This is a genomic window from Pseudomonas sp. NFACC45 (genome assembly GCF_900113505.1).
GTDB classification, from domain to species: domain Bacteria; phylum Pseudomonadota; class Gammaproteobacteria; order Pseudomonadales; family Pseudomonadaceae; genus Aquipseudomonas; species Aquipseudomonas tehranensis.
Map to the genome: position 1 here is coordinate 407,657 of NZ_FOPO01000001.1, position 26,462 is coordinate 434,118.

The 26,462-nt window shown below is 61.4% G+C and carries 25 protein-coding genes; 8 read left to right on the top strand and 17 right to left on the bottom strand.

Going from position 1 to position 26,462, the window contains the following annotated elements; all coding sequences use genetic code 11:
* Positions 1-64: 64 nt before the first annotated feature.
* Positions 65-577, bottom strand: a complete 513-nt coding sequence (locus BM132_RS01810; protein ID WP_092395402.1) for a dihydrofolate reductase — start codon at positions 575-577, stop codon at positions 65-67.
* 75 nt (positions 578-652) lie between these two features.
* Between BM132_RS01810 and BM132_RS01815 the strand changes: the two genes are divergently transcribed.
* Positions 653-2,020, top strand: a complete 1,368-nt coding sequence (locus tag BM132_RS01815) for a DUF2868 domain-containing protein (protein ID WP_092453081.1) — start codon at positions 653-655, stop codon at positions 2,018-2,020.
* Entirely contained in the window at positions 2,013-3,386 is a 1,374-nt protein-coding gene (locus BM132_RS01820; protein ID WP_092452711.1) for a DUF3482 domain-containing protein, read from the top strand. The genes BM132_RS01815 and BM132_RS01820 overlap by 8 nt, the downstream gene beginning before the upstream one ends.
* A gap of 193 nt (positions 3,387-3,579) precedes the next feature.
* Here BM132_RS01820 and BM132_RS01825 read toward each other — a convergent pair whose 3' ends face one another.
* Both BM132_RS01825 and BM132_RS01830 read right to left on the bottom strand, forming a co-directional pair.
* Positions 3,580-4,071, bottom strand: coding sequence for a 2-thiouracil desulfurase family protein (locus BM132_RS01825; protein ID WP_092452714.1), 492 nt, complete (start codon positions 4,069-4,071; stop codon positions 3,580-3,582).
* Positions 4,072-4,073: 2 nt separating this feature from the next.
* Positions 4,074-4,706 (bottom strand): 2OG-Fe(II) oxygenase, encoded by a 633-nt coding sequence (locus tag BM132_RS01830; protein WP_092395396.1) that lies wholly within the window; start codon positions 4,704-4,706, stop codon positions 4,074-4,076.
* A gap of 140 nt (positions 4,707-4,846) precedes the next feature.
* Between BM132_RS01830 and BM132_RS01835 the strand changes: the two genes are divergently transcribed.
* Positions 4,847-5,590, top strand: coding sequence for a DUF2059 domain-containing protein (locus tag BM132_RS01835; RefSeq protein ID WP_047226045.1), 744 nt, complete (start codon positions 4,847-4,849; stop codon positions 5,588-5,590).
* 133 nt (positions 5,591-5,723) lie between these two features.
* Here BM132_RS01835 and BM132_RS01840 read toward each other — a convergent pair whose 3' ends face one another.
* Positions 5,724-6,671, bottom strand: coding sequence for a phospholipase BipL (locus BM132_RS01840; RefSeq protein WP_092452717.1), 948 nt, complete (start codon positions 6,669-6,671; stop codon positions 5,724-5,726).
* Between the two features lie 107 nt (positions 6,672-6,778).
* Here BM132_RS01840 and BM132_RS01845 point away from each other — a divergent pair, with 107 nt between their 5' ends.
* The 3 genes from BM132_RS01845 to BM132_RS01855 all read left to right on the top strand — a co-directional run bounded on the left by BM132_RS01845 (position 6,779) and on the right by BM132_RS01855 (position 10,330).
* The gene (locus tag BM132_RS01845) at positions 6,779-7,366 is read left to right on the top strand and encodes a DUF6436 domain-containing protein (protein WP_092452720.1); all 588 of its coding nucleotides are present in this window, start codon (positions 6,779-6,781) and stop codon (positions 7,364-7,366) included.
* Positions 7,367-7,476: 110 nt separating this feature from the next.
* A complete protein-coding gene (locus BM132_RS01850; RefSeq protein ID WP_092452723.1) occupies positions 7,477-9,885 on the top strand; it encodes a penicillin acylase family protein in 2,409 nt (802 codons plus the stop codon).
* A 103-nt stretch (positions 9,886-9,988) separates the two neighbouring features.
* The gene (locus BM132_RS01855; RefSeq protein WP_092395299.1) at positions 9,989-10,330 is read left to right on the top strand and encodes a carboxymuconolactone decarboxylase family protein; all 342 of its coding nucleotides are present in this window, start codon (positions 9,989-9,991) and stop codon (positions 10,328-10,330) included.
* 213 nt (positions 10,331-10,543) lie between these two features.
* Here the strand turns inward: BM132_RS01855 and BM132_RS01860 are convergent, their stop codons facing one another.
* From BM132_RS01860 to BM132_RS01895, 8 genes are all read right to left on the bottom strand, one after another.
* Positions 10,544-11,431 carry an ABC transporter permease subunit gene (locus BM132_RS01860; RefSeq protein ID WP_092395296.1) on the bottom strand — a complete coding sequence of 296 codons (888 nt, stop codon included), beginning with the start codon at positions 11,429-11,431 and terminating at the stop codon, positions 10,544-10,546.
* Positions 11,428-12,348, bottom strand: coding sequence for an ABC transporter permease subunit (locus tag BM132_RS01865; RefSeq protein WP_092452726.1), 921 nt, complete (start codon positions 12,346-12,348; stop codon positions 11,428-11,430). The genes BM132_RS01860 and BM132_RS01865 overlap by 4 nt, the downstream gene beginning before the upstream one ends.
* Complete coding sequence (locus tag BM132_RS01870; RefSeq protein ID WP_092395290.1) at positions 12,345-13,487, bottom strand: ABC transporter ATP-binding protein; 1,143 nt, start codon at positions 13,485-13,487, stop codon at positions 12,345-12,347. Before BM132_RS01870 ends, BM132_RS01865 begins: the two co-directional genes overlap by 4 nt.
* 71 nt (positions 13,488-13,558) lie before the next feature.
* Positions 13,559-14,626 carry a polyamine ABC transporter substrate-binding protein gene (locus BM132_RS01875; RefSeq protein ID WP_092453083.1) on the bottom strand — a complete coding sequence of 356 codons (1,068 nt, stop codon included), beginning with the start codon at positions 14,624-14,626 and terminating at the stop codon, positions 13,559-13,561.
* Positions 14,627-14,840: 214 nt separating this feature from the next.
* Positions 14,841-15,953, bottom strand: a complete 1,113-nt coding sequence (locus BM132_RS01880) for a polyamine ABC transporter substrate-binding protein (protein WP_076386499.1) — start codon at positions 15,951-15,953, stop codon at positions 14,841-14,843.
* Positions 15,954-16,134: 181 nt separating this feature from the next.
* Positions 16,135-17,499, bottom strand: a complete 1,365-nt coding sequence (locus BM132_RS01885; RefSeq protein WP_092452729.1) for an aspartate aminotransferase family protein — start codon at positions 17,497-17,499, stop codon at positions 16,135-16,137.
* 60 nt (positions 17,500-17,559) lie between these two features.
* Entirely contained in the window at positions 17,560-18,918 is a 1,359-nt protein-coding gene (locus tag BM132_RS01890) for a glutamine synthetase family protein (protein ID WP_047226056.1), read from the bottom strand.
* A gap of 41 nt (positions 18,919-18,959) precedes the next feature.
* A complete protein-coding gene (locus tag BM132_RS01895) occupies positions 18,960-19,736 on the bottom strand; it encodes a gamma-glutamyl-gamma-aminobutyrate hydrolase family protein (protein ID WP_092452732.1) in 777 nt (258 codons plus the stop codon).
* A gap of 278 nt (positions 19,737-20,014) precedes the next feature.
* On the opposite strand from BM132_RS01895, the gene BM132_RS01900 reads away from it, so the two are divergent.
* Both BM132_RS01900 and BM132_RS01905 read left to right on the top strand, forming a co-directional pair.
* Positions 20,015-21,391, top strand: a complete 1,377-nt coding sequence (locus BM132_RS01900) for a glutamine synthetase family protein (RefSeq protein WP_047226058.1) — start codon at positions 20,015-20,017, stop codon at positions 21,389-21,391.
* Positions 21,392-21,629: 238 nt separating this feature from the next.
* Positions 21,630-22,262 (top strand): TetR/AcrR family transcriptional regulator, encoded by a 633-nt coding sequence (locus tag BM132_RS01905; RefSeq protein WP_092452735.1) that lies wholly within the window; start codon positions 21,630-21,632, stop codon positions 22,260-22,262.
* A 75-nt stretch (positions 22,263-22,337) separates the two neighbouring features.
* On the opposite strand, the gene BM132_RS01910 is transcribed toward BM132_RS01905, so the two are convergent.
* From BM132_RS01910 to BM132_RS01930, 5 genes are all read right to left on the bottom strand, one after another.
* Positions 22,338-22,553, bottom strand: coding sequence for a TOBE domain-containing protein (locus BM132_RS01910; RefSeq protein ID WP_003177394.1), 216 nt, complete (start codon positions 22,551-22,553; stop codon positions 22,338-22,340).
* Positions 22,554-22,641: 88 nt separating this feature from the next.
* On the bottom strand, positions 22,642-23,448 hold the full coding sequence (gene ssuB / locus BM132_RS01915; RefSeq protein WP_092452738.1) for an aliphatic sulfonates ABC transporter ATP-binding protein: 807 nt from the start codon (positions 23,446-23,448) through the stop codon (positions 22,642-22,644).
* Positions 23,445-24,227, bottom strand: a complete 783-nt coding sequence (ssuC, locus tag BM132_RS01920; RefSeq protein ID WP_092453086.1) for an aliphatic sulfonate ABC transporter permease SsuC — start codon at positions 24,225-24,227, stop codon at positions 23,445-23,447. Before ssuC ends, ssuB begins: the two co-directional genes overlap by 4 nt.
* A gap of 7 nt (positions 24,228-24,234) precedes the next feature.
* On the bottom strand, positions 24,235-25,383 hold the full coding sequence (ssuD, locus tag BM132_RS01925) for an FMNH2-dependent alkanesulfonate monooxygenase (protein ID WP_092452741.1): 1,149 nt from the start codon (positions 25,381-25,383) through the stop codon (positions 24,235-24,237).
* A 24-nt stretch (positions 25,384-25,407) separates the two neighbouring features.
* The gene (locus BM132_RS01930) at positions 25,408-26,373 is read right to left on the bottom strand and encodes a sulfonate ABC transporter substrate-binding protein (RefSeq protein ID WP_092452744.1); all 966 of its coding nucleotides are present in this window, start codon (positions 26,371-26,373) and stop codon (positions 25,408-25,410) included.
* Between the last annotated feature and the right edge of the window lie 89 nt (positions 26,374-26,462).

Genomic DNA, 26,462 nt, shown 5'->3' on the forward strand with positions numbered 1-26,462 from the left:
GGTGATGCGGTTCGACTGAAGCGCGCGTCGTCTGAATCGCGAGCAAGCTTTGCCCCCACATGACTTACAGCTTTTCCCACACCTCAAAGCTGTAGGCCGGCTTGTCTCCTTCTGCCGGATTCGGCTGGGTCGACACCAATTTCCACTGGCTCGAATCGAACGCCGGAAACCAGGCATCGCCATCCGGGCTCAACGCCACACGGGTCAGGTACAGCCGATCCGCCTGTTCCAGGGCCTGGGCGTACAGTTGGGCGCCGCCAATCAACATCAACTCATCGACGCCCTGCTCCAGCGCCCACGCCTCGGCCCGCTCCACCGCGGCCTCCAGCGTGGAAAAGACTTCCGCGCCCTCCAGCACGAGGCCAGACTGACGACTGACCACGATGTTCAAGCGCCCCGGCAGCGGCCGCCCCAGGGAATCCCAGGTCTTGCGGCCCATGATGATCGGCTTGCCCAAGGTGGTGGCCTTGAAGTATTTAAAGTCCCCTGGCAAGTGCCAGGGCATGCTGTTGTCGACGCCGATCACACGGTTTTCACCGAGGGCTGCGATCAGGCTTAAGGGAAGTGTTTTTTTCATGACGGCGAGGATACCAGAGGCCACAGCGGTTATGCTCAACCCTCATTTGCAACGGAAACGCCCGTGTCTGAACCCCTGACAAAGCTGCACGACCTCTGGTTGACCGAGACGGTACGCCTGCGTGAAGAACACGCCGGCCCGCTCGAAGATCAGGAAGCCAATCGCCTGGCCCGCGCGGCGGGCGGCGATTTATCCAGCCGTATCCGCCACCGCGCCCGCTGGCTGGCCGAGCGCGACGGCCTCAGCCAGGCCTTGCATCACTGGCTGCAAGGGGCGCGCCTGGCGCTGATCATAATGGCTGTACTCGCCATCATCAGTGGCGCTGGCCTAGGGTTTGCCGCACTCGGCGACGGACAAACGCCGGTCAATGTGTTCTGGGCCCTGGGCAGCCTGTTGGCATTGAACCTGATCTTGCTTATCGGCTGGGTCCTGGGCCTGTTCTTTGCGGGTGAGCAAGGAGCAGCGCTGGGGCGCCTGTGGTTGTGGCTCAGCGAAAAACTCGCCCGCGATGCCAAGGCTGCGCAACTGGCGCCAGCCCTGCTGCTGTTATTGCAACGGCACAAGCTCAATCGCTGGGCTCTCGGTGCGCTGGTCAATGGTTTGTGGCTACTGGCGATGCTCAGCGCGCTGGTCATCGTACTGATGCTGATGGCCACCCGGCGCTACGGTTTTGTATGGGAAACCACCATTCTCGGCGGTGAGACCTTCGTCGTCATGACCCAGGCCCTCGGCGCCCTGCCCGCCTTGCTGGGCTTGAGCGGGCCAACCGAAGAGATGATTCGCGCCAGTGGCGACGCCGCGCTGAATATCGAAAGCGCCCGCCAGGCCTGGGCCGCCTGGCTGGTAGGCGTGACGCTGGTCTACGGCGTGTTGCCGCGCCTGTGTCTGGCGCTGTTGTGCCTGTGGCGCTGGCGTCGCGGCAGCGCCACGCTGCGCCTGGACTTGAATCTGCCAGGTTATGCTCAGCTGCGGGAGCGGCTGATGCCCAGTAGCGAGCGCCTGGGCATCCGCGATGCCGCGCCCGCGCAATTGCATCAAATTGAAAATAACGTCGGCGCACTGCAAAGCGACGGTGCGCTGCTGGTGGCGATCGAACTGGACGACCGGCCTTGGCCACCGAAACTGCCAGGCACGGTGAAAAACGCCGGGGTGCTCGACAGCCGCGAATCCCGCCACAAACTGCTTGAGCAACTGTCACGCTTTCCTCCCGCGCGCCTGGCGATTGCCTGCGACCCACGACGTTCACCGGATCGTGGCAGCCTGGCGCTGATTGCCGAGCTGGCCCGCAGTGCCAGTGCCACCCGTATCTGGCTGTTGCAAGCACCGCCCGGGCAAGTGCTGGACGCCGAACGCCTGGGCGATTGGCACAACGCGCTGCAACAGTTGCAATTACCCTTCGCGGACTGCGCGCCTTTGAACTGGCTGGAGACCGGCCATGACTGAACCCAGCAAGCCGCTGAAACTGGCCGTGGTTGGCCACACCAATGTGGGCAAAACCTCTTTGCTGCGCACCCTGACCCGGGATGTCGGCTTTGGTGAAGTTTCCCACCGCCCCAGTACGACCCGACACGTCGAGGGCGCGCGCCTGTCGGTAGACGGCGAAGCCCTGCTGGAACTGTACGACACGCCGGGCCTGGAAGACGCCATCGCCCTGCTCGATTATCTCGAGCGCCTGGAGCGTCCTGGTGAACGCCTGGACGGACCGGCACGCCTGGCGCGATTCCTGGACGGCAGCGAAGCACGACAACGCTTCGAACAGGAAGCCAAAGTGCTGCGGCAATTACTCGCCAGCGATGCCGGTCTCTATGTGATCGACGCGCGAGAGCCGGTGCTGGCCAAGTACCGGGATGAGCTTCAAGTGCTCGCCAGTTGCGGCAAACCGCTGCTGCCGGTGTTGAATTTCGTCAGCAGCGCCAGCCACCGCGAGCCCGACTGGCGCGAAGCCCTGGCACGGTTGGGGCTGCACGCTCTGGTGCGTTTCGACAGCGTCGCCCCGCCCGAGGATGGCGAGCGACGCCTGTATGAAAGCCTCGCGCTGTTATTGGAAAGCGCCCGAGGGCAACTGGAGCGACTGGTCGCCGATCAACAGGCACAACGCCTGGCCCGTCAACGGAGCGCGCAGCGCTTGATCGCCGAACTGCTGATCGATTGCGCCGCTTGCCGACGCAGCGTAGCCAGCGATGCCGAGCTGGAACGACAGGCCATCAGCGAGCTGCGCAACGCAGTGCGTCAGCGGGAGCAGCGCTGCGTCGAAGCCTTGCTCAAGCTCTACGCCTTCCGCCCCCAGGATGCCGCGGCCAGCGATTTACCTCTACTCGACGGCCGCTGGGGCGACGACCTGTTCAATCCCGACACCCTCAAACAGCTGGGCGTGCGTGTGGGTGGCGGGATCGCGGCGGGCGCAGCGGCCGGTGCCGGCGTGGACTTGCTGGTGGGTGGTCTGACCCTCGGCGCCGCCGCCCTGGCCGGCGCCATTGCCGGTGGCGCCCTGCAAACCGCCCGTAGCTATGGCAATCGGTTGATGAGCAAGCTCAAGGGCCAGCGGGAGCTGACCGTGGACGACAGCGTGCTGCGCCTGTTGGCCCTGCGCCAACGGCAACTGCTGCAAGCCCTCAACCAGCGCGGCCATGCGGCAATGGACAGCATCCACATCGCCCCGTCCCAGGACAAGGCCTGGCGCGAGGGCAAGCTGCCCGAAGCCTTGAACAGGGCTAGGGCGTATCCGCAGTGGTCGTCGCTTAATCCCAAGTCACGATTGAACCAGGCGGAGCGGCAGGAGCAGATTGAGCGGTTGGCCGAGGAGTTCTAGACACCCCCTACCTGAACCGAGGATAGGGTGGACACAGTTTGTGGTGAGGGGATTTATCCCCGTTGGGGGTGCGAAGCGCCCCCAAAATGGTTGAACGCTATTAATCTGAGGAACCGGGGTGTCAGGTTTTGGGGCGGCTACGCAGCCCAGCGGGGATAAATCCCCTCGCCACAAAAGGCAGCGCCGCCAATCGTCAGTCGTTGATCAATCCCTTGAGCGCCAAAGCCGCTTCAGGCAATTCCAACTCACTGAACACCTTCACCCCATGACGTTTGAGCAAGGCCGCCGTCACGCCTTCGCCACTGACTTTCACCCCCCTGAACGTCCCGTCATAGGTCAGCAGATTGCCGCACGATGGGCTGTTGGCCTTGAGCACGGCGACCCGGATGCCGTGCTCGCGCACCAACGCCAGCGCCTGATGCGCACCTGACAAAAACTGCGCACTGACCTCTTCGCCGTCGGCAGTGATCACTGATGCGAGACCATCGACCACTTGCCCACCCTGCCCGCCGGAAATCTCCGCCGCCGCCCGAGGCGTGGGCAAGCCGCCGGCCACTTCCGGGCACAGCGGCACGACCCGACCTTCATCGAGCCAGCGTTGAAGCTGATCGAACGGGCCGCTGGCACCGCCGTCGTAGCGCACGCGGTGCCCAAGCAGGCAACGACTGACCAGAATCTTTTCCATGATCAGAACAACTCAGTGCCGCGGCGCCGGAACCAGCCGGTCAAGGACAGGCGATCGCGCGTAGCCGGCAGGACTTCATGGGGGATGTCCCCCGACAGGAACACCACCAGACAACCGCCGGTAGGCACCACATCGTGCTCCACGCCATCGTCCAGGTACATGCGTAACTGGCCGCCATGCTCCGGCAACCAGGCGTCGTTGAGGTAAAGCACCGCCGACACCATGCGTCGATCGTCATCGCGAAAGCGGTCGACGTGTTTGAGGTAGAAGGCGCCGGGAGGGTACAGCGCGAAGTGACTTTCAAAATCCTCCAGCCCCAGGAACAATCCGCGATTGATCGCCTCCCGCAGGCTGTCCATCAAGCCCAGGTAACGGTCACACGCTTGCGCCTGGCCGGGCTCGATCCATTGGATATGATCACCCCGAATCCCTTCACGAATCTCCGAAAACGGCCCGCGCCCGACCGCGGCCGGGGCCAGTTCGCCTTCGGCGGCGCGCTGGCGACATTCGGCTGCCAACGCGCGGGTCAGCGCATCGGGCAGGAAGATATTCTGCTGCGACCAGCCGCGCTCGGCCAGGTCGTCGACGATACGTAACAGCAGCGGATGATCAGAAGGTATTTGCATGGCGCGCATAGTATTCCTGTGCCTGCAAAACCGACAGCGCCGCGCAGCGGGTTTGTCATGCTTCATGGCGCAGGCGCAGGAACTTGATACGAATTCTCGACAAGTCCCCACACCCCACGGAGAATAGTCGGCTGCTGACAGGAGTCCCTATGCGCCGTTTGCTTTTCTCATTGTTGATGTTCTGTGCGTTGCCCGCCTGGGCAGACAGCTACGACCAGTTGTACAAGGTCGCCGGCTGGCCGGAACAACGGGCGCATTTCAATGACGCCTTGAGCGCCGCGCAACAGCGTTACCAGAGCAGCCTGCCACCGGCAGTGTTCCAGGCACTGGTGAACAACAGCAATCAACGCTTTGCCCCCCAGGCCATGGACCAGCGGGCCGAGGCGCAATTGCGCAAGAACCTCACCGACCCAGCCCCGGCCCTGAGTTTTTTTCAGTCGCCCCTGGGCCGCAAGGTCGTGGCAGCCGAGCTGCTGGCGACCCGTCGCGATCAATTGGCGAAGAACGCCAAGGGCCTGCCGAAGATGCAAGTCAGTGACAACCGCCTGTTGATCATCGGCCATCTGGCCCAGTCCCTACCCGCCCGCGAGGCCGGCGCCGAAGTCAGCCTGGCGATCGCCGGCGTGGCGGCGGACAGCCTGAGCTCGATGATCCCCGGCCTGCTGGGTGCCGGCCAGGCCCAGGGCATGCTGAACGGTCAGCGCCAGCGTCTGATGGAGCAGATCGGCGCAGACCTGAACAACACGCTGCTGTATGTCTACCGCGACCTGACGGACACCGAGCTGGAAGAGTTCGCCACCTTCGCCGAGTCGGCGGAGGGCCAGGCCTATTATCAAGCGGCCTTGGCAGCGATTCGGGCGGGGTTGGCGGTGGGGCAGACTCTGGGGCAATAGATAGATCTTCAGCGCCCCTGACACCGCTATCGCGAGCAGGCTCGCTCCCACAGGGCGTTTGAGTGAACTCAGATTTTGTGATCGTCGAAAAACCAGTGTGGGAGCGAGCCTGCTCGCGATAGCAATAGCACGGTCACCGCCGAATCCGGCTCATCCGCTTCGTCAAGAACCCAAACATCTCCTGCCGCATCGCCAGTGCCTCATTGGCCAGATGATGCCGGCCTTCGGGCAACATCAGCACCTGGGGCCGATCGAACTTGCTGCGCAACACCTGCAGGTTATGCGCCCAATCCACCGTCATGTCCGCCTGGCCCTGCACGATCAAGGGCTGGCGCGGGCTGCTCGGGGCGGCTTCAATACGCTTGATCCATTGCCCCAATGCGCCCACCCAGGCGGTGGGCAGGCGTAGCGGTTGCAACGGGTCGGCTTGCAGGAACGGCAGGAAGTCCGGGTCGGTGGAGTTCTCGCTGAAACGTCGGGCGATGCCGGTTACAAAGGGTTTGAGCAAGTAGTAACTCAAGCGCGACCAGCCCCAGGCCCGCGGCCGCACCAAGGGCGACAGCAGTATGACCTGACCTTGGGCAGGGCTGTGCTGGCCCTGATTGAGCACGTGATCAACCACGATGGCCCCTCCGGTGCTTTGTCCGCACAGATGCCAGGGTTGCGGCAGCTCCAGCGTCCCGGCCTCGGTCAGCAGCCCTTGCAACGTGGCCTGGTACTCGGCGAAATCACCGATGCTGGCGCGTTCGCCACTGGACAGGCCGTGACCCGGCAAGTCGCAGGCGATCACGGCGAATTTCTGCTCCAGCGCCCACTCGATCAAGTGCCGGTACAACCCCATATGGTCGTAATAGCCGTGGAACAGAAACAGCGTCGCTACAGCTTTTTCCGGCCACCAGACCTGACCGACCAGCTCATATCCGTCTATCTCGAAACGCCCCAGGCCCTTGCGCAATGTGCGGTGGGGAAAATCCAGGCCGTAGAACCGCTGATAAGCCAGCGCCTGCGCAGACAACGGCTGCCACTGAGCCAGAGGTTGCAGGCTGGCACGCAGGTGATCGGGGTCGAAACTGACGGGCATAGGATTTCCAGACAAAAGCGCAACGCGCGAAACAGACTTTGTAGGCCTGCGATATTCATCTGTCGCGCCAGGCATGGCAAGCTACGCGGCCTCAGAGGATCGACTCCATGCGCCCGTCCCACCGCACGACCTTGCTTGCCAGCCTGCTTGCCCTCGGATGCGCCGTCGTGTTGTGGATCGCCTACGACTGGTTCCAGGGACGTTTTCTGCGAGCGTTCAGCGAACACACGGCGGTATTTTCCGGCGACCCTTTGCGCCTGCCCCCCGGCCTGGCCGGCCCCGGCCCGATCCGCCTGGTGCATTTCTGGGATCCGGCCTGCCCGTGCAACGTCGGCAATCAACAGCACCTTTCCGAGTTGGTGGAGAAGTACATACCGCAAGGCGTCGAGTTTTATGCGGTCCAAAAAACCGGCAGCCAGGGTCAATTGCCGACCACGCTGAGCAGCCTCAAACCGCTTTCGGTGCTCCCCGGCTCAAGCCAGATTCCCGCCAGCCCGGCGGTGGCGATCTGGGATCGCAGCGGCAAACTGGCGTACTTCGGCCCCTACAGCGAAGGCCTGACCTGCAATTCAAGCAACAGCTTCATCGAGCCGATACTTGAGGCCCTGAGCAGCGGCCGGGCGGTGAATGCGACCCACACGCTGGCGGTAGGGTGTTATTGCCCGTGGGGACAGGACACATCCGCCAAAAAATAGGCCGCAGGGAAAATCCCCCTGAGCAAGCATACGCAGACACCCGGCGGCATGTTACACATGGGAATAAACAGCGAAACCATGGGACCGCTGTCACTCAATAAGGATTTAGCATGAAACGCAGCCTCATCGCCTTCCTGTCATTGGTCGTCACCGCCATCATCGTCGCGGGCGGCTACCTCTACAGCAAGCAGCCCACCCGCCAGGGCACGGTGCAGCTGCAAGGTCTGCAAGGCTCGGTGACCGTGCGCTATGACGAGCGCGGCGTGCCGCATATCCGTGCTGAAAACGAAACCGACCTGTACCGCGCCCTGGGTTATGTCCATGCCCAGGACCGGCTGTTTCAAATGGAGATCATGCGCCGTCTCGCCCGTGGCGAACTGGCCGAGGTGCTGGGGCCGAAGCTGCTCGACACCGACAAGCTGATGCGCAGCCTGCGCATCCGCGAGCGCGCCGCGACCTATGTGACCGAACAAGACCCACAATCCCCGGCCTGGATCGCGATGCAGGCGTACCTGGATGGCATCAACCGCTACCAGGAAACCCATGCCAGGCCGGTGGAGTTCGATGTGCTGGGCATCCCCAAGCGTCCTTTCACCGCAGAGGACACTGTGAGCATTGCCGGCTACATGGCCTACAGTTTTGCGGCAGCGTTTCGCACCGAGCCGCTTTTGACTTATGTGCGCGATCAGCTGGGCAGCGACTACCTGAACATTTTCGACCTCGACTGGCAGCCCAAGGGCGTCCTGGCCGAGACTCGCAAGAGCGGCCTGCCCCTGGCCGCCGCCGACTGGAAAGACCTCAACGCCCTGGCCCGCCTGAGTGAACAGACCCTGGCCGAGAACGGCCTGCCGCAGTTCGAAGGCAGCAACGCCTGGGCGGTTTCCGGCAACCGCACCCTCAGCGGCAAGCCGTTGCTGGCGGGTGATCCGCACATCCGCTTTTCCGCGCCATCGGTGTGGTACGAAGCGCATCTGTCCGCGCCGGGTTTCGAGCTCTACGGGCACTACCAGGCATTGATGCCGTTTGCGACGCTGGGCATGAACAAGGATTTTGGCTGGAGCATCACCATGTTCCAGAACGACGACCTGGATCTGATCGCCGAGAGGGTCAACCCTGAGAATCCCCAACAGGTCTGGTATCGCGACCAATGGGTGGACATGACCCGCAGCGAACAACAGATCGCGGTCAAGGGCCAGGCGCCGGTGACGCTGGTGCTGCGCCAGTCGCCCCACGGCCCGATCGTCAACGATGCTCTCGGCGCAAACGCGGGCAAGACACCGATCGCCATGTGGTGGGGTTTTCTGGAAAGCCGCAACCCGATCCTCGACGCCTTTTACCAGCTCAACCGCGCCGATACCCTGGCCAAGGCCCGCGGTGCCTCGGCCAAGATCCACGCGCCGGGCCTGAACGTCGTGTGGGCCAACGCCAAGGGCGATATCGGCTGGTGGGCCGCCGCGCAGTTGCCCAAGCGGCCGGCCGGCGTGAAACCCGGGTTCATCCTCGATGGCAGCAGCCAGGAAGCGGAAAAGGAAGGGTTCTACCCGTTCAGCAGCAACCCCCAGGAAGAAAATCCGGCGCGGGGCTACATCGTCTCGGCCAACTTCCAGCCAGTGCCGGCCAGCGGCATTGAGATACCGGGCTACTACAACCTCGCCGACCGCGGCCAGCAACTCAATCTCCAGCTCAGCGACAAGCAAGCGAAGTGGGACCTCCAAACCACCCAGAAACTGCAACTGGGCACCACCACCGCCTACGGCCCGCGTCTGCTCGCGCCTTTGCTGCCGGTGCTGCGCAACGGGGTCAGCGCCCCCCGGGAGCGCAAATGGGTGGAGCAACTGGCCCAATGGCAGGGCGACTATCCGCTGGACTCCATCAGCGCCACGCTGTTCAACCAGTTCCTCTTCAACCTGGCCGACGCCGCGCTGCACGATGAATTGGGCGACGGGCTCTTCGAAACGGCGCTATCGACCCGAGTGATCGACGCCGCGCTGCCACGCCTGGCGGCCTCAGAGGATTCGCCCTGGTGGGACGATCGCACCACCCCGGGCAAGGAGACCCGTGCCGACACGGTGATGAGCGCCTGGGGCAAGAGCCTGGCACACTTGAAGGCCACCCTGGGCGAGGATGCCAGCCAATGGCAATGGGGCAAGGCCCACACTCTGACCCATGGTCATCCGCTGGGCCTGCAAAAGCCGCTGGACCGGATCTTCAACGTCGGCCCCTTTGCTGCACCCGGCACCCATGAAGTACCCAACAACCTCTCGGCCAAAATCGGCCCGGCGCCCTGGCCAGTGACCTATGGCCCTTCCACCCGGCGCATTATCGACTTCGCCGATCCGGCCCACAGCGTCACCGTCAACCCCGTCGGCCAAAGCGGCGTGCCGTTCGACGCGCATTACGCGGATCAAGCCGAGGCTTACATCGAAGGGCTGTACTACCAGGCGCATCTGGCCGAAATAGAAGTGATGGCCAATACCCGCAGCACCTTGAAGCTGCTGCCGGTCGGAGCCGAACCCTGAACCCGATGGCGGGCAGCGCTTTTCATCAATTAACAGGCTTGGACGCTATTTATGGTCAAGACTGAACGGGTTTAACAACTACCCCTCTTTATGGAGTCCCCCCATGTTCATCAACTGGTCCGAGCTGCTGCCCACCATCAAAACTGCCTTCGGCGCCCTGGGCAAAAGCAATCCGAAAATGGTCAAGGCCTACATGGCCCTGGATGAAGCCGCGGCCGATAACAACGTGCTGGATGCCAAGACCCGGGAGCTGATCTCCATCGCCGTGGCGATCACGACCCGGTGTGACGGCTGCATCGGCGTGCATACCGATGCGGCCATCAAGGCTGGCGCCACCCGCGAAGAGATCGCCGCCACCCTGGCCACTGCGGTTTCGCTGAATGCCGGCGCGGCGTATATCTACTCCCTGCGGGCGCTGGAAGCGCATGATGCGTTGAAGAAGTGAGAGGCGATCACTGACATCTTCATTGACTGCTACGCGGCTATCGCGAGCAGGCTTGCTCCCACATTGGATTGGGGCCTGCCCCCGGATTTGTGGGCAACCAAAAGACCTGTGGGAGCGGGCTTGCTCGCGAAGGCGGACTGACATTCAACATCTTCGTCTACTGTCACACCGCTATCGCGAGCAAGCCCGCTCCCACAGTGACTCAGCGTCCGGTCAGACCGGCGCGGTCTCGGCCCGGCGCGGGTCTGGTTGTTTCCAGGAGTCGGCGGCGCTTTCTTCGATGGCTTGCTGGATCGCCCGCTTGCGGTTTTCTTCGGCGCGGCGGCTGAAGTACCAGACCAGGAACGTCACCAACGATACGGCCAGCAGGATCAGGCTCGCCACGGCGTTGATTTCCGGCTTGACCCCCAGGCGTACCGCCGAGAACACTTCCATCGGCAAGGTGGTCGAGCCCGGGCCGGAGACGAAACTCGCCAGCACCAGATCGTCCAGCGACAAGGCGAACGACATCATGCCCCCCGCCGCCAGCGATGGCGCGATCATCGGGATGGTGATCAGAAAGAACACCTTCCACGGCCGCGCCCCCAGGTCCATGGCCGCTTCTTCGATGGACAGGTCCAGCTCACGCAAGCGCGCCGAGACCACCACCGCCACATAGGCCGAGCAGAACGTGGTGTGGGCGATCCAGATCGTGACGAGGCCACGCTCCTGGGGCCAGCCGATCATCTGCGCCATCGCCACGAACAGCAGCAACAGCGACAGACCGGTGATCACTTCCGGCATCACCAACGGTGCGGTCACCAGGCCGCCGAACAGCGTGCGGCCCTTGAAATGGGTGATGCGGGTCAGCACGAAGGCCGCCAGTGTACCCAGGGCCACCGCGGCGATCGCCGTATAGCAGGCGATTTCCAGGGAGCGCACTACCGAACCCATCAACTGGCTGTTGTCCAGCAGACCGACGTACCACTTGATCGACCAGCCGCCCCACACCGTCACCAGTTTCGAGGCGTTGAAAGAGTAAATCACCAGGATCAGCATCGGCGCATAGATGAACAGCAGACCCAGCACCAGCATCAGGCTTGAAAAACTGAAGCGCTTCATTCCTTGCCCTCCATTTCTTTGGCCTGACTGCGGTTGAACAGGATGATGGGCACGATCAGGATCGCCAGCATCACCACTGCCAGCGCGGACGCCACCGGCCAGTCACGGTTGTTGAAGAATTCCTGCCACAGCACTTTACCGATCATCAGGGTTTCCGGGCCGCCCAGCAGCTCCGGGATGACGAACTCGCCCACCACCGGGATGAACACCAGCATGCAGCCGGCGATGATGCCGTTCTTGGACAGCGGCACGGTGATTTTCCAGAAACTGTTGAAGGTGCTCGATCCCAGGTCGGACGCTGCTTCCAGCAGGCTGGCATCGTGCTTCACCAGGTTGGCGTAGAGCGGCAGGATCATGAACGGCAGGTACGAGTAGACGATGCCGATGTACACCGCCAGGTTGGTGTTGAGGATCTGCAGCGGTTCGCTGATCCAGCCCATGCTCATCAGAAACCCGTTGAGCAGACCGTTGTTGCTGAGGATGCCCATCCAGGCGTAGACGCGGATCAGGATCGCGGTCCAGGTCGGCATCATGATCAGCAGCAGGAGCACCGTTTGCAGTTCCGGGCGGGCCTTGGCGATGGCGTAGGCCATCGGGTAGCCGATCAGCAGGCACAAGACGGTGCTGATCAGGGCCATCTTCAGCGAGCCGAGGTAAGCGGCGATGTACAGATCATCTTCGCTGAGCAGCACATAGTTACTGAAGTTGAGCAGCACCTGCAGCTTCTGGTCGATGTAGCTGTAGATCTCGGTGTACGGCGGAATGGCCACGTCGGCTTCGGCAAAACTGATCTTCAGGACGATGAAGAACGGCAGCATGAAGAACAGGAACAGCCAGATGAAGGGCACCCCGATGACCAGCTGACGGCCACCGGGCGTTATTCGGTCGAGTCGGCGTTTGAATTTGCGCATGTTCATGAGCGAAGCACCACGCCGCTGTCGTCTTCCCACCACACGAATACCTGGTCGCCCCAGGTCGGACGCTGACCACGGCGCTCGGCGTTGGCGACGAAGGACTGCACCAGCTTGCCGCTCGGCAATTCGACGTAGAACACCGAATGGCCACCCAGGTAGGCAATGTCATGGACCTTGCCGCTGGACCAGTTGTGCTCGCAATCCGGCTGCTCGGCGGTGACCAGCAGTTTTTCCGGGCGGATGGCGTAGGTGACGGACTTGTCCTGAACCGAGGTGCTGATGCCGTGGCCCACGTAGATGTGGCGGTCCAGGTCCTTGCAGGTCAGCACCGCATGGCCTTCGGCGTCGTCCACCACTTCGGTCTCGAAGATGTTGACGTTGCCGATGAACTCGCAGACCAGCCGGCTGGTGGGTGTTTCGTAGATGTCGATCGGGCTGCCGATCTGGGCGATCCAACCCAGGTGCATGATCGCGATGCGCTCGGCCATGGTCATGGCCTCTTCTTGATCGTGAGTCACCATGACGCAGGTTACGCCAACCCGCTCGATGATCTCGACCAGCTCAAGCTGCATTTGCGAACGCAGCTTCTTGTCCAAGGCCCCCATCGGTTCGTCGAGCAGCAACAGCTTGGGCCGCTTGGCCAGGGAACGGGCCAGGGCCACACGTTGACGCTGGCCGCCGGAGAGCTGATGCGGCTTGCGCTTGGCGTACTGGCTCATCTGCACCAGCTTGAGCATTTCGGCCACCCGGGCGTCGATCTCGGCTTTCGGGATTTTGTCCTGCTGCAGGCCGAAAGCAATGTTCTGCGCCACGGTCATGTGGGGGAACAAGGCGTAGGACTGGAACATCATGTTGATCGGCCGCTCATAGGGCGGCATGTCGGTGATGTCTACACCGTCGAGGAAAATGCGCCCCTCCGTGGGCCGTTCGAAACCCGCCAGCATGCGTAGCAAGGTGGATTTGCCCGATCCCGAACCGCCGAGCAGGGCGAAGATTTCGCCTTTCTTGATTTCCAGGGACACATCGTCCACGGCAATCGTCTCGTCGAACTTTTTCGTGACCCGGTCGATTTTGACCAACACCTGCTTGGGTGTCTGGTCGCCCTCGAGGGCTTTCTTATAGGCGCCGGAGGCAACTGCCATTTACGAAACTCCCACAAAATTTGCAGCTCGCCCTGCGCGGACGAGCCTTGGAATAGTTAAAGCGCTTGGCGCTATTTGCCTGACTTGACCCTGGTCCAACTGCGGGTCATGACGCGCTGGATATTGGGTGGCAGCTCGGAATTGACGTAAAGCTTGTCGACGACTGCTTGCGGTGGGTAAACCGCTTCATCGGTGCGCACATCCTGGTCCATCAGCTCGCCGGCCTTGGGGTTCGGGTTCGCATAGCCGACGTAATCACTGACCTTGGCGATCACCTCGGGCTTGAGCAAGTAATTGATGAAGGCGTGGGCTTCTTTGGCATTGGAGGCGTCGCGCGGGATCGCAAGCATGTCGAACCAGAGGTTGGCGCCCTCTTTAGGGATCACATAAGCGATCTCGATGCCTTTTTTCGCTTCTTCAGCACGTTCGCGAGCCTGGAAGATGTCACCGGAGAAACCGGCGGCCACGCAGATCTCGCCATTGGCCAGATCGGAGATGTATTTGGAGGAGTTGAAGTAGGTCACGTAAGGCCGGATCTTGAGCAGCTGGGCCTCGGCCTTCTTGTAGTCTTCAGGGTTCTGGCTGTTGGGGTCCAGGCCCAGGTAATTGAGCATCGCCGGAATCATCTCGTCGCCCGAATCGAGAAACGAAACGCCACAGCTGGACAGCTTTTTGATGTTTTCCGGTTCGAACAGCATGGCCCACGAGTCGATCTTGTCGACGCCCAGCGCAGCCTTGACCTTCTCGACGTTGTAGCCGATGCCGTTGGTGCCCCACAGATAAGGCACGGCGTACTGGTTGCCCGGATCGTTCTTGTCCAGGCGCTTGAGCAGCACCGGGTCCAGGTTGGCGTATTCGGGCAACTGCGACTTGTCGAGCTTCTGGAACGCCCCGGCTTTGATCTGCTTGCCCAGGAAGTGGTTGGACGGCACGACCACGTCATAACCGGTACGACCGGCCAGCAATTTGCCCTCCAGGGTTTCGTTGGAATCGAACACGTCATACACCGGCTTGATCCCGGTGGCCTTTTCAAAGTCCGCCAGGGTGGTCTCGCCGATGTAGTCCGACCAGTTATAAATATGCACGGTGGAGGCAGCCTGGACGCTGAGGGCAAGCGTCAGTCCGGCACCGATCAGCATGGCATTGCGTAACAAAGAAAAAACAGGCACGTGGAGGTCCTCTTAAATAGTTGGGCCCAAGTTGCCCCCGTTACCTGGCAGCGATGTGCCCTGCAACAAAACCGGCGCGCAACTTACCCTCGATAAACCGATCCAGCAAAACTTTTAGTCATTTAATTGTTCCCGTTGCCGCCGCCGCGATGCCGGCGGCAACAGGAAGATGCTTCAGACCGGCTTATTTACCGGACTTGATCTTGGTCCAGCTGCGGGTGATCAAACGCAACGTACCGGCATCCAGATCACTGATTGCATACAGCTGCTTCTTCACTTCGTCAGACGGGTAGATGCTCGGATCGCTGGTGATGTCCTTGTCCACCAGAGGCGTGGCCGCCTTGTTGCCGTTCGGGAAACGCACGGCGTTGGTGATTTCAGCCATGATCTGCGGCTGCATCAGGAAGTTCATGAACTTGTAGGCGGATTCGACGTTCTCGGCGTCCTTGGGAATGGCGACCATGTCGTAGAAAGTGCCGGCGCCTTCTTTGGGAATGACGTAGCTGAGCTTGACCTTGTCTCCCGCTTCCTTGGCGCGCTCCTTGGACTGCTCCAGATCACCGGAGTAACCCACGGCCACGCAGATGTTGCCGTTGGCCAGGTCCGAGATGTATTTGGAGGAGTGGAAATAGGCAACCGAAGGACGAATCTTCAGGAACAGGTCTTCAGCGGCCTTCAGGTCGGCCTTGTCCTTGCTGTCGGTCGGCTTGCCCAGGTAATGCAGGGCCGCCGGGATCATCTCGGTCGGAGCATCGAGGAAGCTCACGCCGCAGCTCTTGAGCTTGGCCATGTTTTCCGGTTTGAACACCACGTCCCACGAATCGATCTTGTCGATACCCAGTGCGGCCTTGACCTTCTCCGGGTTGTAGCCAATACCGATGGAGCCCCACATGTAGGGGAAGGCGTATTTGTTGCCCTTGTCGCTGGCGTCGCCCACGGCCTTGAGCAAGTCCGTGTCCAGGTTCTTCCAGTCCGGCAGCTTGGACTTGTCCAGCTCCTGATAAACGCCAGCCTTGATCTGCTTGGCCAGGAAGTTGTTCGACGGCACCACGATGTCATAGCCGGACTTGCCCGCCAGCAACTTGGCTTCCAGGGTCTCGTTGCTGTCGAAGACGTCGTAGACGACCTTGATCCCCGTCTCTTTCTCGAACTTGGCGACCGTGTCCGGTGCAATGTAATCGGACCAGTTATAGACGTGCAGCACTTTGTCGTCCGCCTGAACAGCACTCGCCATCACGCCCGTCAGGGACATGGCGAGGAGGGTCTTGCCAGCCATCTTCATACCTAATGTCTTCATGCCTAATGCCTTCATGAAAAATGCTCCAGTTATTCTTCTTAGCCGTCGTTCAGCAGCCGGATCGCGGGCAACTTGAACCGCCGGTAGTCTGGCAAGTTACAGGCTAGCCTTTCAACAAAAGCCCAGCCTTTTGTTTACGCCGGACGAGGCCCGTACGGGCGCCTCGCTCAGAGCCTAGCACTTAGCCTTGCAACGCACTGAGCGTCAGGTCCAGGCAGTACCGCGCCTTGGTCACCAGCTCATCGATCTCGTCCTTGCTGATCACCAGCGGCGGCGCAATGATCATGGTGTCACCCACGGCGCGCATGATCAGCCCGTTATCAAAACAGAACTGCCGGCAGATCATGCCCACACCCTTGCCTTCGTAGCGTTTGCGCGTGGCCTTGTCCTGGACCAGTTCGATCGCCCCCAGCAAACCGACCCCGCGCACCTCACCCACCAACGGATGATCGTTCAGTTCCCGCAGGCGTTGCTGCAAATAGGGTGCCGTTTCGCCGTGAACGCGCTCGATGATCTTTTCGTCGCGCAGGATGCGGATGTTTTCCAGGGCCACCGCCGCGGCAACCGGGTGACCGGAATAGGTAAAACCGTGGTTGAAGTCGCCGCCTTCGTTGAGCACCGCCACCACATCGTCGCGCACGATCAGGCCGCCCATGGGGATATAACCGGAGGTCAGGCCCTTGGCGATGGTCATCATGTGGGGTTTCAACCCGTAATGATCGGTACCGAACCACTCACCGGTGCGACCGAAACCACAGATCACTTCATCGGCCACGAACAGGATGTCGTACTTGGCGAGGATTTCCTTCATGCGCGGCCAGTAGCTGTCCGGCGGCACGATGACTCCGCCCGCGCCCTGGATCGGCTCGGCGATGAAGGCACCGACGTTGTCCACGCCGATCTCCAGGATCTTTTCTTCCAACTGGTTCGCGGCCCATACGCCGAACTCTTCCGGGCTCATGTCGCCGCCCTCGCCGAACCAGTAAGGTTGGGCGATGTGGACAATGCCGGGGATCGGCAGGTCGCCCTGCTCGTGCATGTACGTCATGCCGCCTAGGCTCGCGCCGGCCACGGTCGAACCGTGATAACCGTTCTTGCGGCTGATGATGACTTTTTTGTTCGGCTGGCCCTTGATCGCCCAGTAGTGGCGGACCATACGCAGCATGGTGTCGTTGCCTTCGGAGCCGGAGCCGGTGAAGAACACGTGGTTCATGCCTTCAGGGGCGATGTCGGCGATGGCTTTGGACAATTCCAGTACCGGCGGGTGAGCGGTCTGGAAGAACAGGTTGTAGTACGGCAGCTCGCGCATCTGCTGGCTGGCGGCGTCGGCCAGTTCGTCGCGGCCGTAGCCGACGGCCACGCACCAGAGGCCGGCCATGCCATCGAGGATCTTGTTGCCTTCACTGTCCCAGAGATAAACGCCCTTGGCGTGGGTGATGATGCGCGGGCCTTTCTCTTTGAGCTGCTTGAAGTCGCTGAATGGCGCCAGGTGGTGATCGTTGCTCAGGGCCTGCCATTTACGGGTTTGCGGATTGTTGCCGGTCATGCGAATTCTCCTTGTAGATCGGTGGGGGCGCAGCTGCCTGAAGCAGCCCCGCCCGGCGCTTCAGACGGCAAAGAGCAGGAATTCCCGCTCCCACGAACTGATGACGCGCTTGAAGTTTTCATGCTCGGCCCGCTTGACCGCGACGTAGCCTGTGATGAATTTCTTGCCCAGGTATTTCTCGATGGTGGCGCTGTTTTCCATGCGCTCGAGGGCATCTTCGATGGTCAGTGGCAGGCGCAGGTTGCGACGTTCATACCCTCGCCCCACCACCGGCGCGCTCGGGTTGATGCCTTCGACCATGCCGATGTAGCCGCACAACAGGCTGGCGGCGATCGCCAGGTACGGGTTGGCGTCGGCGCCCGGCAAACGGTTTTCCACCCGACGGTTCTGCGGCCCGGCTTCCGGCACACGCAGGCCCACGGTGCGGTTCTCTTCACCCCATTCCACATTCACCGGCGCCGATGTATCCGGCAGGAAGCGGCGGAACGAGTTTACGTTGGGGGCGAACAGCGGCAGCAGTTCGGGGATGAACTTCTGCAGCCCCCCGATGTGATTCAGGAACAGCGTGCTCATGGTCCCGTCTTCATTGGAAAAGACGTTCTTGCCGGTGTCTTTGTCGATGATGCTCTGGTGCAGGTGCATCGCACTGCCGGGCTCGCCGGTCATGGGCTTGGCCATGAAGGTGGCGGCTACGTTGTGCTTGAGCGCCGCCTCGCGCATGGTGCGCTTGAACACCAGGATCTGGTCGGCCAGGGACAAGGCGTCGCCGTGACGGAAATTGATCTCCATCTGCGCCGTGCCGTCCTCATGGATCAGCGTGTCGAGGTCCAGCTCCTGCAGTTCACACCAGTCGTAGACGTCCTCGAACAACGGGTCGAATTCGTTGGCCGCTTCGATCGAGAACGACTGACGACCGGTTTCCGGGCGACCGGAGCGGCCAATGGGCGGCTGCAACGGGAAGTCCGGGTCGTCGCTGCGCTTGGTCAGGTAGAACTCCATTTCCGGCGCGACGATCGGTTGCCAGCCCTTGTCGGCATAGAGTTTGAGCACTTTCTTGAGCACGTTGCGCGGCGACAGTTCGATCGGGTTGCCATGCTTGTCGTAGGAGTCGTGGATAACCTGGGCGGTGGGCTCAATGGCCCAGGGCACAAGAAACACTGCGTTTTCGTCCGGGCGGCACATCATGTCGATGTCGGCAGGGTCGAGCAGTTCGTAATAGATGTCGTCTTCGACATAGTCGCCCGTAACGGTCTGGAGCAGAACGCTCTCGGGCAGGCGCATGCCTTTTTCGGCAATGAACTTGTTGGTCGGCGAAATCTTGCCCCGGGTGATGCCGGTCAAGTCGCCAATCATGCATTCGACTTCTGTGATCTTATGGTCTTTCAACCAATCGGTGAGCTGGTCGAGGTTGTTACTCATAAATGCCTCTAGGCGTGAGTTTCCTGGCTGCTATTTAGTAGTCAGGCGTTGTTTGACGCATCGGCGTCGCGTTGTGTTGCCCTTGCCCGGCAGGCATCGCCAAATGCCTGGAAAATCGCAAGGTAGTACGGATGGGAGCTTACCCCCCATTCAGGGTGCCATTGCACACCTAAAGCAAAAGCCTTGCCTCCTGGCACCGAAACAGCCTCGATCAGGCCATCCGGCGCCACCGCTTCGGCCCGCAACCCCGGTGCCAGACGTTCGATACCCTGGCTGTGGATCGAATTGACCTGAATCACCTGCGGCAACCCCAGACCTGCCAGGATGCCGCCAGGCTGGATATGCACGGCGTGGGCAGGACCGTATTGGACATCCACCGCTTGAGTGTCGTCTTCACGATGATCAATGAACGTTCCGACTTCATGAACTTTCTGATGCAGGCTGCCGCCAAAGGCTACGTTCATCTCCTGGAACCCACGACAGATACCCAGCACCGGGATGCCGGCAGCTACAGCGGCGCGGATCAACGGTAGGGTGGTGGCATCGCGTGCAGGATCATGTGCAGTGCCCGGCGCGCTGGCGGGGCCCTGATAATGAAAAGGTTCTACATTGGAAGGAGAGCCGGTAAAAAGAATGCCGTCCAGGGCGTCCAGAATATCGGACGGCGAGAACAGATCCGCCAGGGACGGGATCATCATGGGCAGACCCTTGGCGGCTGTCGCGACAGCCCGGGAATATTTATCGCCACTGATGTGATAAGCATGCAGACCGATCTGCTTGGAGCAGGTGGTGACGCCGATTAACGGCAGGCGAGACATGAAGCACCCCGGTATTATTGCTGTTATGGGTTTGAATCGAGCTTAGCCTTGTTCATTTTTTTACACAACACCCCCGTAAAAAATACAACACGGCCCGCTCAAGCCTGCGGGCGCCGTCTCCTCCAAAGGGAAAAAAACGCCCCAAATTGCCTCAAAAAAGCCCCGCAGGTGCTTTTTTAGAGCAAAAAAGGCCCAGCTTGACTTCGGCATGCCGTTCGGGTTGACTGGGTTTAGAAGAGATCAATGATTGATATTTTTAACAACAAAGGTGTTGCATCATGTCGGTACCCCCGCGTGCCGTTCAGCTTAACGAAGCGAACGCGTTCCTTAAGGAACATCCTGAGGTTCTGTACGTTGACCTTCTGATTGCGGATATGAATGGTGTGGTGCGCGGCAAGCGCATTGAACGCACCAGCCTCCACAAGGTTTACGAGAAAGGCATCAACCTGCCGGCCTCTTTATTTGCCCTGGATATCAATGGCTCCACGGTGGAAAGCACCGGCCTGGGCCTGGACATCGGCGACGCTGACCGGATCTGTTATCCAATCCCTGACACCCTGTGCAACGAGCCCTGGCAGAAGCGTCCTACCGCGCAACTGTTAATGACCATGCACGAACTTGAAGGTGACCCTTTCTTTGCCGACCCTCGCGAAGTGCTGCGCCAGGTCGTGACCAAGTTCGATGAGCTGGGCCTGACCATTTGCGCGGCATTCGAGCTGGAGTTCTACCTGATCGACCAGGAGAACGTGAATGGACGCCCACAGCCGCCCCGCTCGCCGATCTCCGGCAAACGCCCGCACTCGACACAGGTCTACCTGATCGACGACCTCGACGAATACGTCGATTGCCTCCAGGACATTCTGGAGGGAGCCAAGGAGCAAGGCATTCCCGCCGATGCCATCGTCAAGGAAAGTGCCCCGGCGCAGTTCGAAGTGAACCTGCACCACGTGGCCGACCCGATCAAGGCCTGCGACTACGCGGTACTGCTCAAGCGCCTGATCAAGAACATCGCCTACGACCATGAAATGGACACCACCTTCATGGCCAAGCCGTATCCCGGCCAGGCGGGCAACGGTCTGCACGTTCACATTTCGATTCTGGACAAGGATGGCAAGAATATTTTTGCCAGCGAGGATCCCGAGCAGAACGCCGCACTGCGTCACGCGATCGGCGGTGTGCTCGAGACCCTACCGGCGCAGATGGCTTTCCTCTGCCCGAACGTGAACTCCTACCGTCGTTTCGGCGCACAGTTCTACGTGCCGAACTCGCCGACCTGGGGCCTGGACAACCGCACCGTGGCCCTGCGCGTACCCACCGGCTCCGCCGATGCGGTGCGTCTGGAACACCGCGTGGCCGGCGCCGACGCCAACCCGTATCTGCTGATGGCCGCCGTACTGGCTGGCGTGCACCATGGCCTGGTCAACAAGATCGAGCCCGGTGCGCCGGTGGAAGGCAACAGCTACGAGCAGAACGAGCAAAGCCTGCCGAACAACCTGCGCGATGCCCTGCGCGAGCTGGACGACAGCGAAGTCATGGCCAAGTACATCGATCCGAAATACATCGATATCTTCGTGGCCTGCAAGGAAAGCGAGCTGGAGGAGTTTGAACATTCCATCTCCGACCTTGAGTACAACTGGTACCTGCATACCGTGTAAGCGGTTGCAGTAGAAAAACGCCGCAGGCCTTCGAGGCTGCGGCGTTTTTTTATGGACGCGGACAAATGGCCGCCTTCGGCGGATCGCGAGCAGGCTCGCTCCCACAATGAACTTTGCGACACATGGATTAGTTGATTTGCACAAAATCCTGTGGGAGCGAGCCTGCTCGCGATGGCGATCTGGCAGACAACACAAATCCCCGCTCGTACAATGCTCGGCAGCCCCGCAGGAGACACCGATGACGCGCACCGCCACCCCTCGCAAGCCTCGCGCACGCAGCCAGGCCCGGATCGACTCGATACTCGATGCCGCCCGCACGCTGCTTGCTGCCGAAGGCGTGGCCAGCCTGTCGATCTACAGCGTCGCCGAGCGCGCCGGCATCCCGCCCTCCTCGGTGTATCACTTCTTCGCCAGCGTCCCGGCGCTGCTGCAAGGGCTGACCGCCGACGTCCACGCGGCCTTTCGCGCCTGCCTGCAAGTGCCGATCGATCATGCGCGACTGAACCACTGGCACGACCTGTCGCGGTTGGTGGAGCAACGCATGCTCACCATCTACAGCCAGGACGCCGCCGCCCGCCAACTGATCCTGGCCCAACATGGCCTGACCGAAGTCATCCAGGCCGACCGCCAGCACGATCTCGAACTCGGCGAATTGTTGCACAAGCTCTTCGCTCGCCATTTCGAGCTGCCAGCGCTGCCCCATGATGTTGATGTGTTTGCCCTGGCCATGGAACTGGGCGACCGCGTCTACGCCCGCTCGGTGCAGCAACACGGCCAGATCACCCCGCGCATGGCCGAAGAAGGCATGCGGGTGTTCGATGCTTACCTGGGGTTGTATCTGCCACCGTATTTGCCCAAGCGCTCTGATTGATCGTTCCCACGCAGAGCGTGGGAACAAAAAAGCCCCGAAGGGCTAAAGCCGTCCGGGGCTGTGGTGGAACATCGCTCACAACTTGGCGATAGACACCTCCGTGGATTTGACGAAGGCGATCACTTCGCTGCCAATCGCCAGCTCCAGCTCCTTGACGGAACGAGTGGTGATGACCGAGGTGACAATACCCGAGGCAGTCTGCACGTCGATTTCCGACAGCACGTCGCCTTCGACGATTTCCTTGATGGTGCCTTTGAACTGGTTGCGTACGTTGATGGCTTTGATCGTCATACGATTTCTCCTGGGGGTTGAAATGAGCGGCAAGTAAAAAGCCGATTTGCTTTGACTTGTCGCTTATAGCTTGAAGCTTGCCGCTGCCTCACTGCGCCCACCGCAATTGCGTAGGCAAGGGTGAAACGGGTTCGGGCCCCGGCGGTTGGCCGGGCAAGGACAGCACGCGGTTGAGGACTTCGGTTTCCAGGCTCGCCAGCCGATGAGAGCCGCGAGCCCGTGGGCGTGGCAGGTTGATGGCCAGGTCGAGGCCGATCCGGCCATCTTCGATCAGGATCACCCGGTCGGCGATGGCCACCGCTTCGCTGACGTCATGGGTCACCAGCAGCACGGTGAAGCCGTGTTGCTGCCACAGGCGCTCGATCAATTGCTGCATCTCGATCCGGGTCAGGGCGTCCAGCGCCCCCAAGGGTTCGTCGAGCAGCAACAGGCGTGGCTGATGAATCAGCGCGCGGGCCAGGGCCACCCGTTGTTTCTGTCCGCCAGACAGCGCCGCCGGCCACTCATGGGCGCGGTCGGCCAAGCCGACGGCTTCCAGTGCTTGCAACGCCTGCGGGCGCCAGTTGCCCTTTAGCCCGAGGCCGACGTTGTCGATGATTTTTTTCCAAGGCAGCAAACGCGCCTCCTGGAACATCAACCGCGTGTACTGTTGCGCGGCACTCAACGGTGCCGAACCCGCCAGCAATTGGCCGTCGGTGGGTTGATCGAGGCCCGCCAGCAAGCGCAGCAAAGTACTTTTGCCGCAGCCGCTGCGCCCGACCACTGCAACGAACTGCCCGGCCGGTATATGCAGGTCGATGTCACGCAGCACCTGGCGTGAACTAAAGTTTTTTTGCAATTTGCGCACGGCCAGCGGGACACCGCGCAGCAGGCGTGGAGGTTGTTGGGCGGTCATGCGGTGCCTCCCTTGCTCACTTGATACGCCGGGTGCCAGCGCAGCCATACCCGCTCAAGCCCGCGGGCGGTAAGGTCGGCCAGCTTGCCGAGCACGGCATACAGAAGAATCGCCAGGACCACCACGTCGGTCTGCAGGAATTCCCGGGCATTCATCGCCAGATAACCGATGCCGGCACTGGCTGAAATGGTTTCCGCCACGATCAGCGTCAACCACATGAAGCCCAACGCAAAGCGCACGCCCACCAGGATCGAAGGCAACGCGCCCGGCAGGATCACTTGGCGAAACAGGCTGAAGCCGGACAAGCCGTAGCTACGGGACATTTCCACCAGCGCCGGATCGACGTTGCGAATACCGTGATAGGTATTGAGGTAGATGGGGAACAGCGTGCCCAGCGCCACCAGGAAAATCTTCGCTGACTCATCGATGCCGAACCACAGGATCACCAGCGGAATCAGCGCCAGGTGCGGGACGTTCCTTACCATTTGCACGGAGCTGTCCAGCAGGCGTTCGCCCCACTTCGACAAACCGGTGATGAAGCCCAGGGCCAAGCCGATGCCGCCACCGATCAGAAAGCCCACCGCGGCGCGCCAACCGCTGATGGCCAGATGCGTCCATATCTCGCCGCTACGCACCAGGTTGACCCCGGCTTCGATGACGGCCACGGGGGCCGGCAAGATCCGCGTGGACAACCAGCCTGCCGATACCGACAATTGCCACACCGCCAGCAACAGCAGCGGCACCGCCCAGGGCACCAGGTTGTGGATAATTTTCTTCATGGCCACCTCAGCTCTGGGATGCGGCTTTGGGAAGAATATCGTTGGCGACCATTTCACCAAACGGGCTCACATAGCCTTGGCTCTTCGGCAACTCCGGGCGCTCCACGTCCAGGTGTGGGAACAGCAGTTCCGCCACGCGATAGGACTCTTCCAAGTGTGGATAACCGGAGAAGATAAAGGTGTCGATACCAAGGTCGGCGTACTCCTTGACTCGGGCCGCCACGGTCGGGCCATCACCCACCAACGCCGTTCCGGCGCCGCCGCGCACCAGGCCGACACCGGCCCACAGGTTGGGGCTGACTTCCAACTTGTCGCGTCGGCCGCCATGCAACGCGGCCATACGTTGCTGGCCCACCGAATCGAAACGCGCCAGGGAAGCCTGGGCACGGGCAATGGTGTCGTCGTCCAGGTGGGAGATCAGCCGGTCGGCCGCTCGCCAGGCTTCGGCGTTGGTTTCACGCACGATCACATGCAGGCGGATGCCGAAGCGCACAGTACGACCAAGCTTCGCGGCCTTGGCCCGCACTTGTTCGATTTTTTGCGCGACGGCTGCGGGCGGCTCGCCCCAGGTCAGCACCATTTCCACCTGTTCGGCAGCAAGATCCTGGGCGGCTTGCGACGAGCCGCCGAAATACAGCGGTGGACGCGGTTGCTGGATCGGCGGATAGAGCAGCTTGGCGCCCTTCACACTGATGTGCTCACCGTCATAATCCACTGTTTCGCCTTCCAGCACCCGGCGCCAGATGCGGGTGAACTCCACCGACGCCTGGTAGCGTTGCTCGTGGTCCAGGAACAGGCCGTCGCCAGCCAGCTCGTCTGGGTCGCCGCCGGTCACCAGGTTGAATAGCGCACGTCCGCCGGACAATCGGTCGAGCGTCGCGGCCTGGCGCGCCGCCACCGTCGGGGAAATGATCCCGGGGCGCAGGGCGACGAGGAACTTCAGGCGCTGGGTCACCGGAATCAACGAAGCGGCCACCAGCCAGGAGTCCTCGCAGGAACGCCCGGTAGGAATCAGCACACCACCGAAACCCAGTCGATCCGCCGCCTGGGCAACCTGTTGCAGGTAGCCGTGATCGACGGCGCGGGCGCCTTCAGTAGTGCCAAGGTAATGGCCATCGCCGTGGGTGGGCAGGAACCAGAAAATATTGAGGCTCATGGAGTGGTCTCCTAAGGGATCGAATTACTGCGCGTTCACAACGGCCGCCGGCGGCGTCCAGATCACGTCCTTGATGCTCAAGGGCTTGGGGATCAATTTGAGCTGGTAGAAGCTGTCGGCGATTTTCTGCTGCGCCAGCACCACCTCTGACGTGAGGAATAACGCCCCAAAGCCCTGGCGCTTCATCGAGGCGAGGGTGATATCAGCAGGCAGGCCGAGCAACGGCGATACCTGTCGGGTCACGTCTTCGGGATTGGCGCTGGCCCACTCCCCCACCGCGCGCACTTCTTCCACCAGGGCGGTAATGACCTGAGGATTTGTTTGCGCATAGGATCGGGTAGCGAGGTAGAACTGATGGTTGTCGACGATCCCTTGGCCGTCACGCAGGGTCCGCGCCTGCAACTGTTGTTCGGCGGCGGCCTGATACGGGTCCCAGATCACCCAGGCATCGACACTGCCACGCTCGAACGCAGCGCGGGCGTCGGCCGGTGGCAGGAACACCGTGTGGATGTCGGAGTATTTGAGACCGGCATCCTCCAGCGCCCGCACCAACAGGTAATGGACGTTGGAGCCTTTGTTCAGCACAACTTTCTTGCCCTTGAGGTCTTGCACCGACTGAATGGGCGATCCCTTGGGCACCAGGATCGCCTCGCTGGTGGGCGCTGGTGGTTCGTAGGCAACGTAGAGCAAATCGGCGCCTGCCGCCTGGGCGAACACCGGCGGGGTTTCACCGGTCACGCCAAAGTCGATGGAGCCGACGTTCAGGCCTTCGAGCAGTTGCGGGCCACCGGGAAACTCGGTCCATTGCACGTCCACGCCTTGGGCAGCGAGGCGCTTTTCCAAAGTGCCCTTGGCCTTGAGCAGCACCAACGTGCCGTATTTTTGATAACCGATCCGAAGGGTCTCGGCTTGAGCCTGGGTGATGGCGCCGAAGGACACAGCCGCAGCAAACAGAGCGACCAGCCCGCGACGCAAAATGACAGTGCGCATGGCGCCTCTCCTTTTGCTGTGGGGTTTTGGCTGCACCTGCTTGGCCGTTGGCGGCTGAGTAAGGTGGAGTTGAATCAGTGATGTATCGG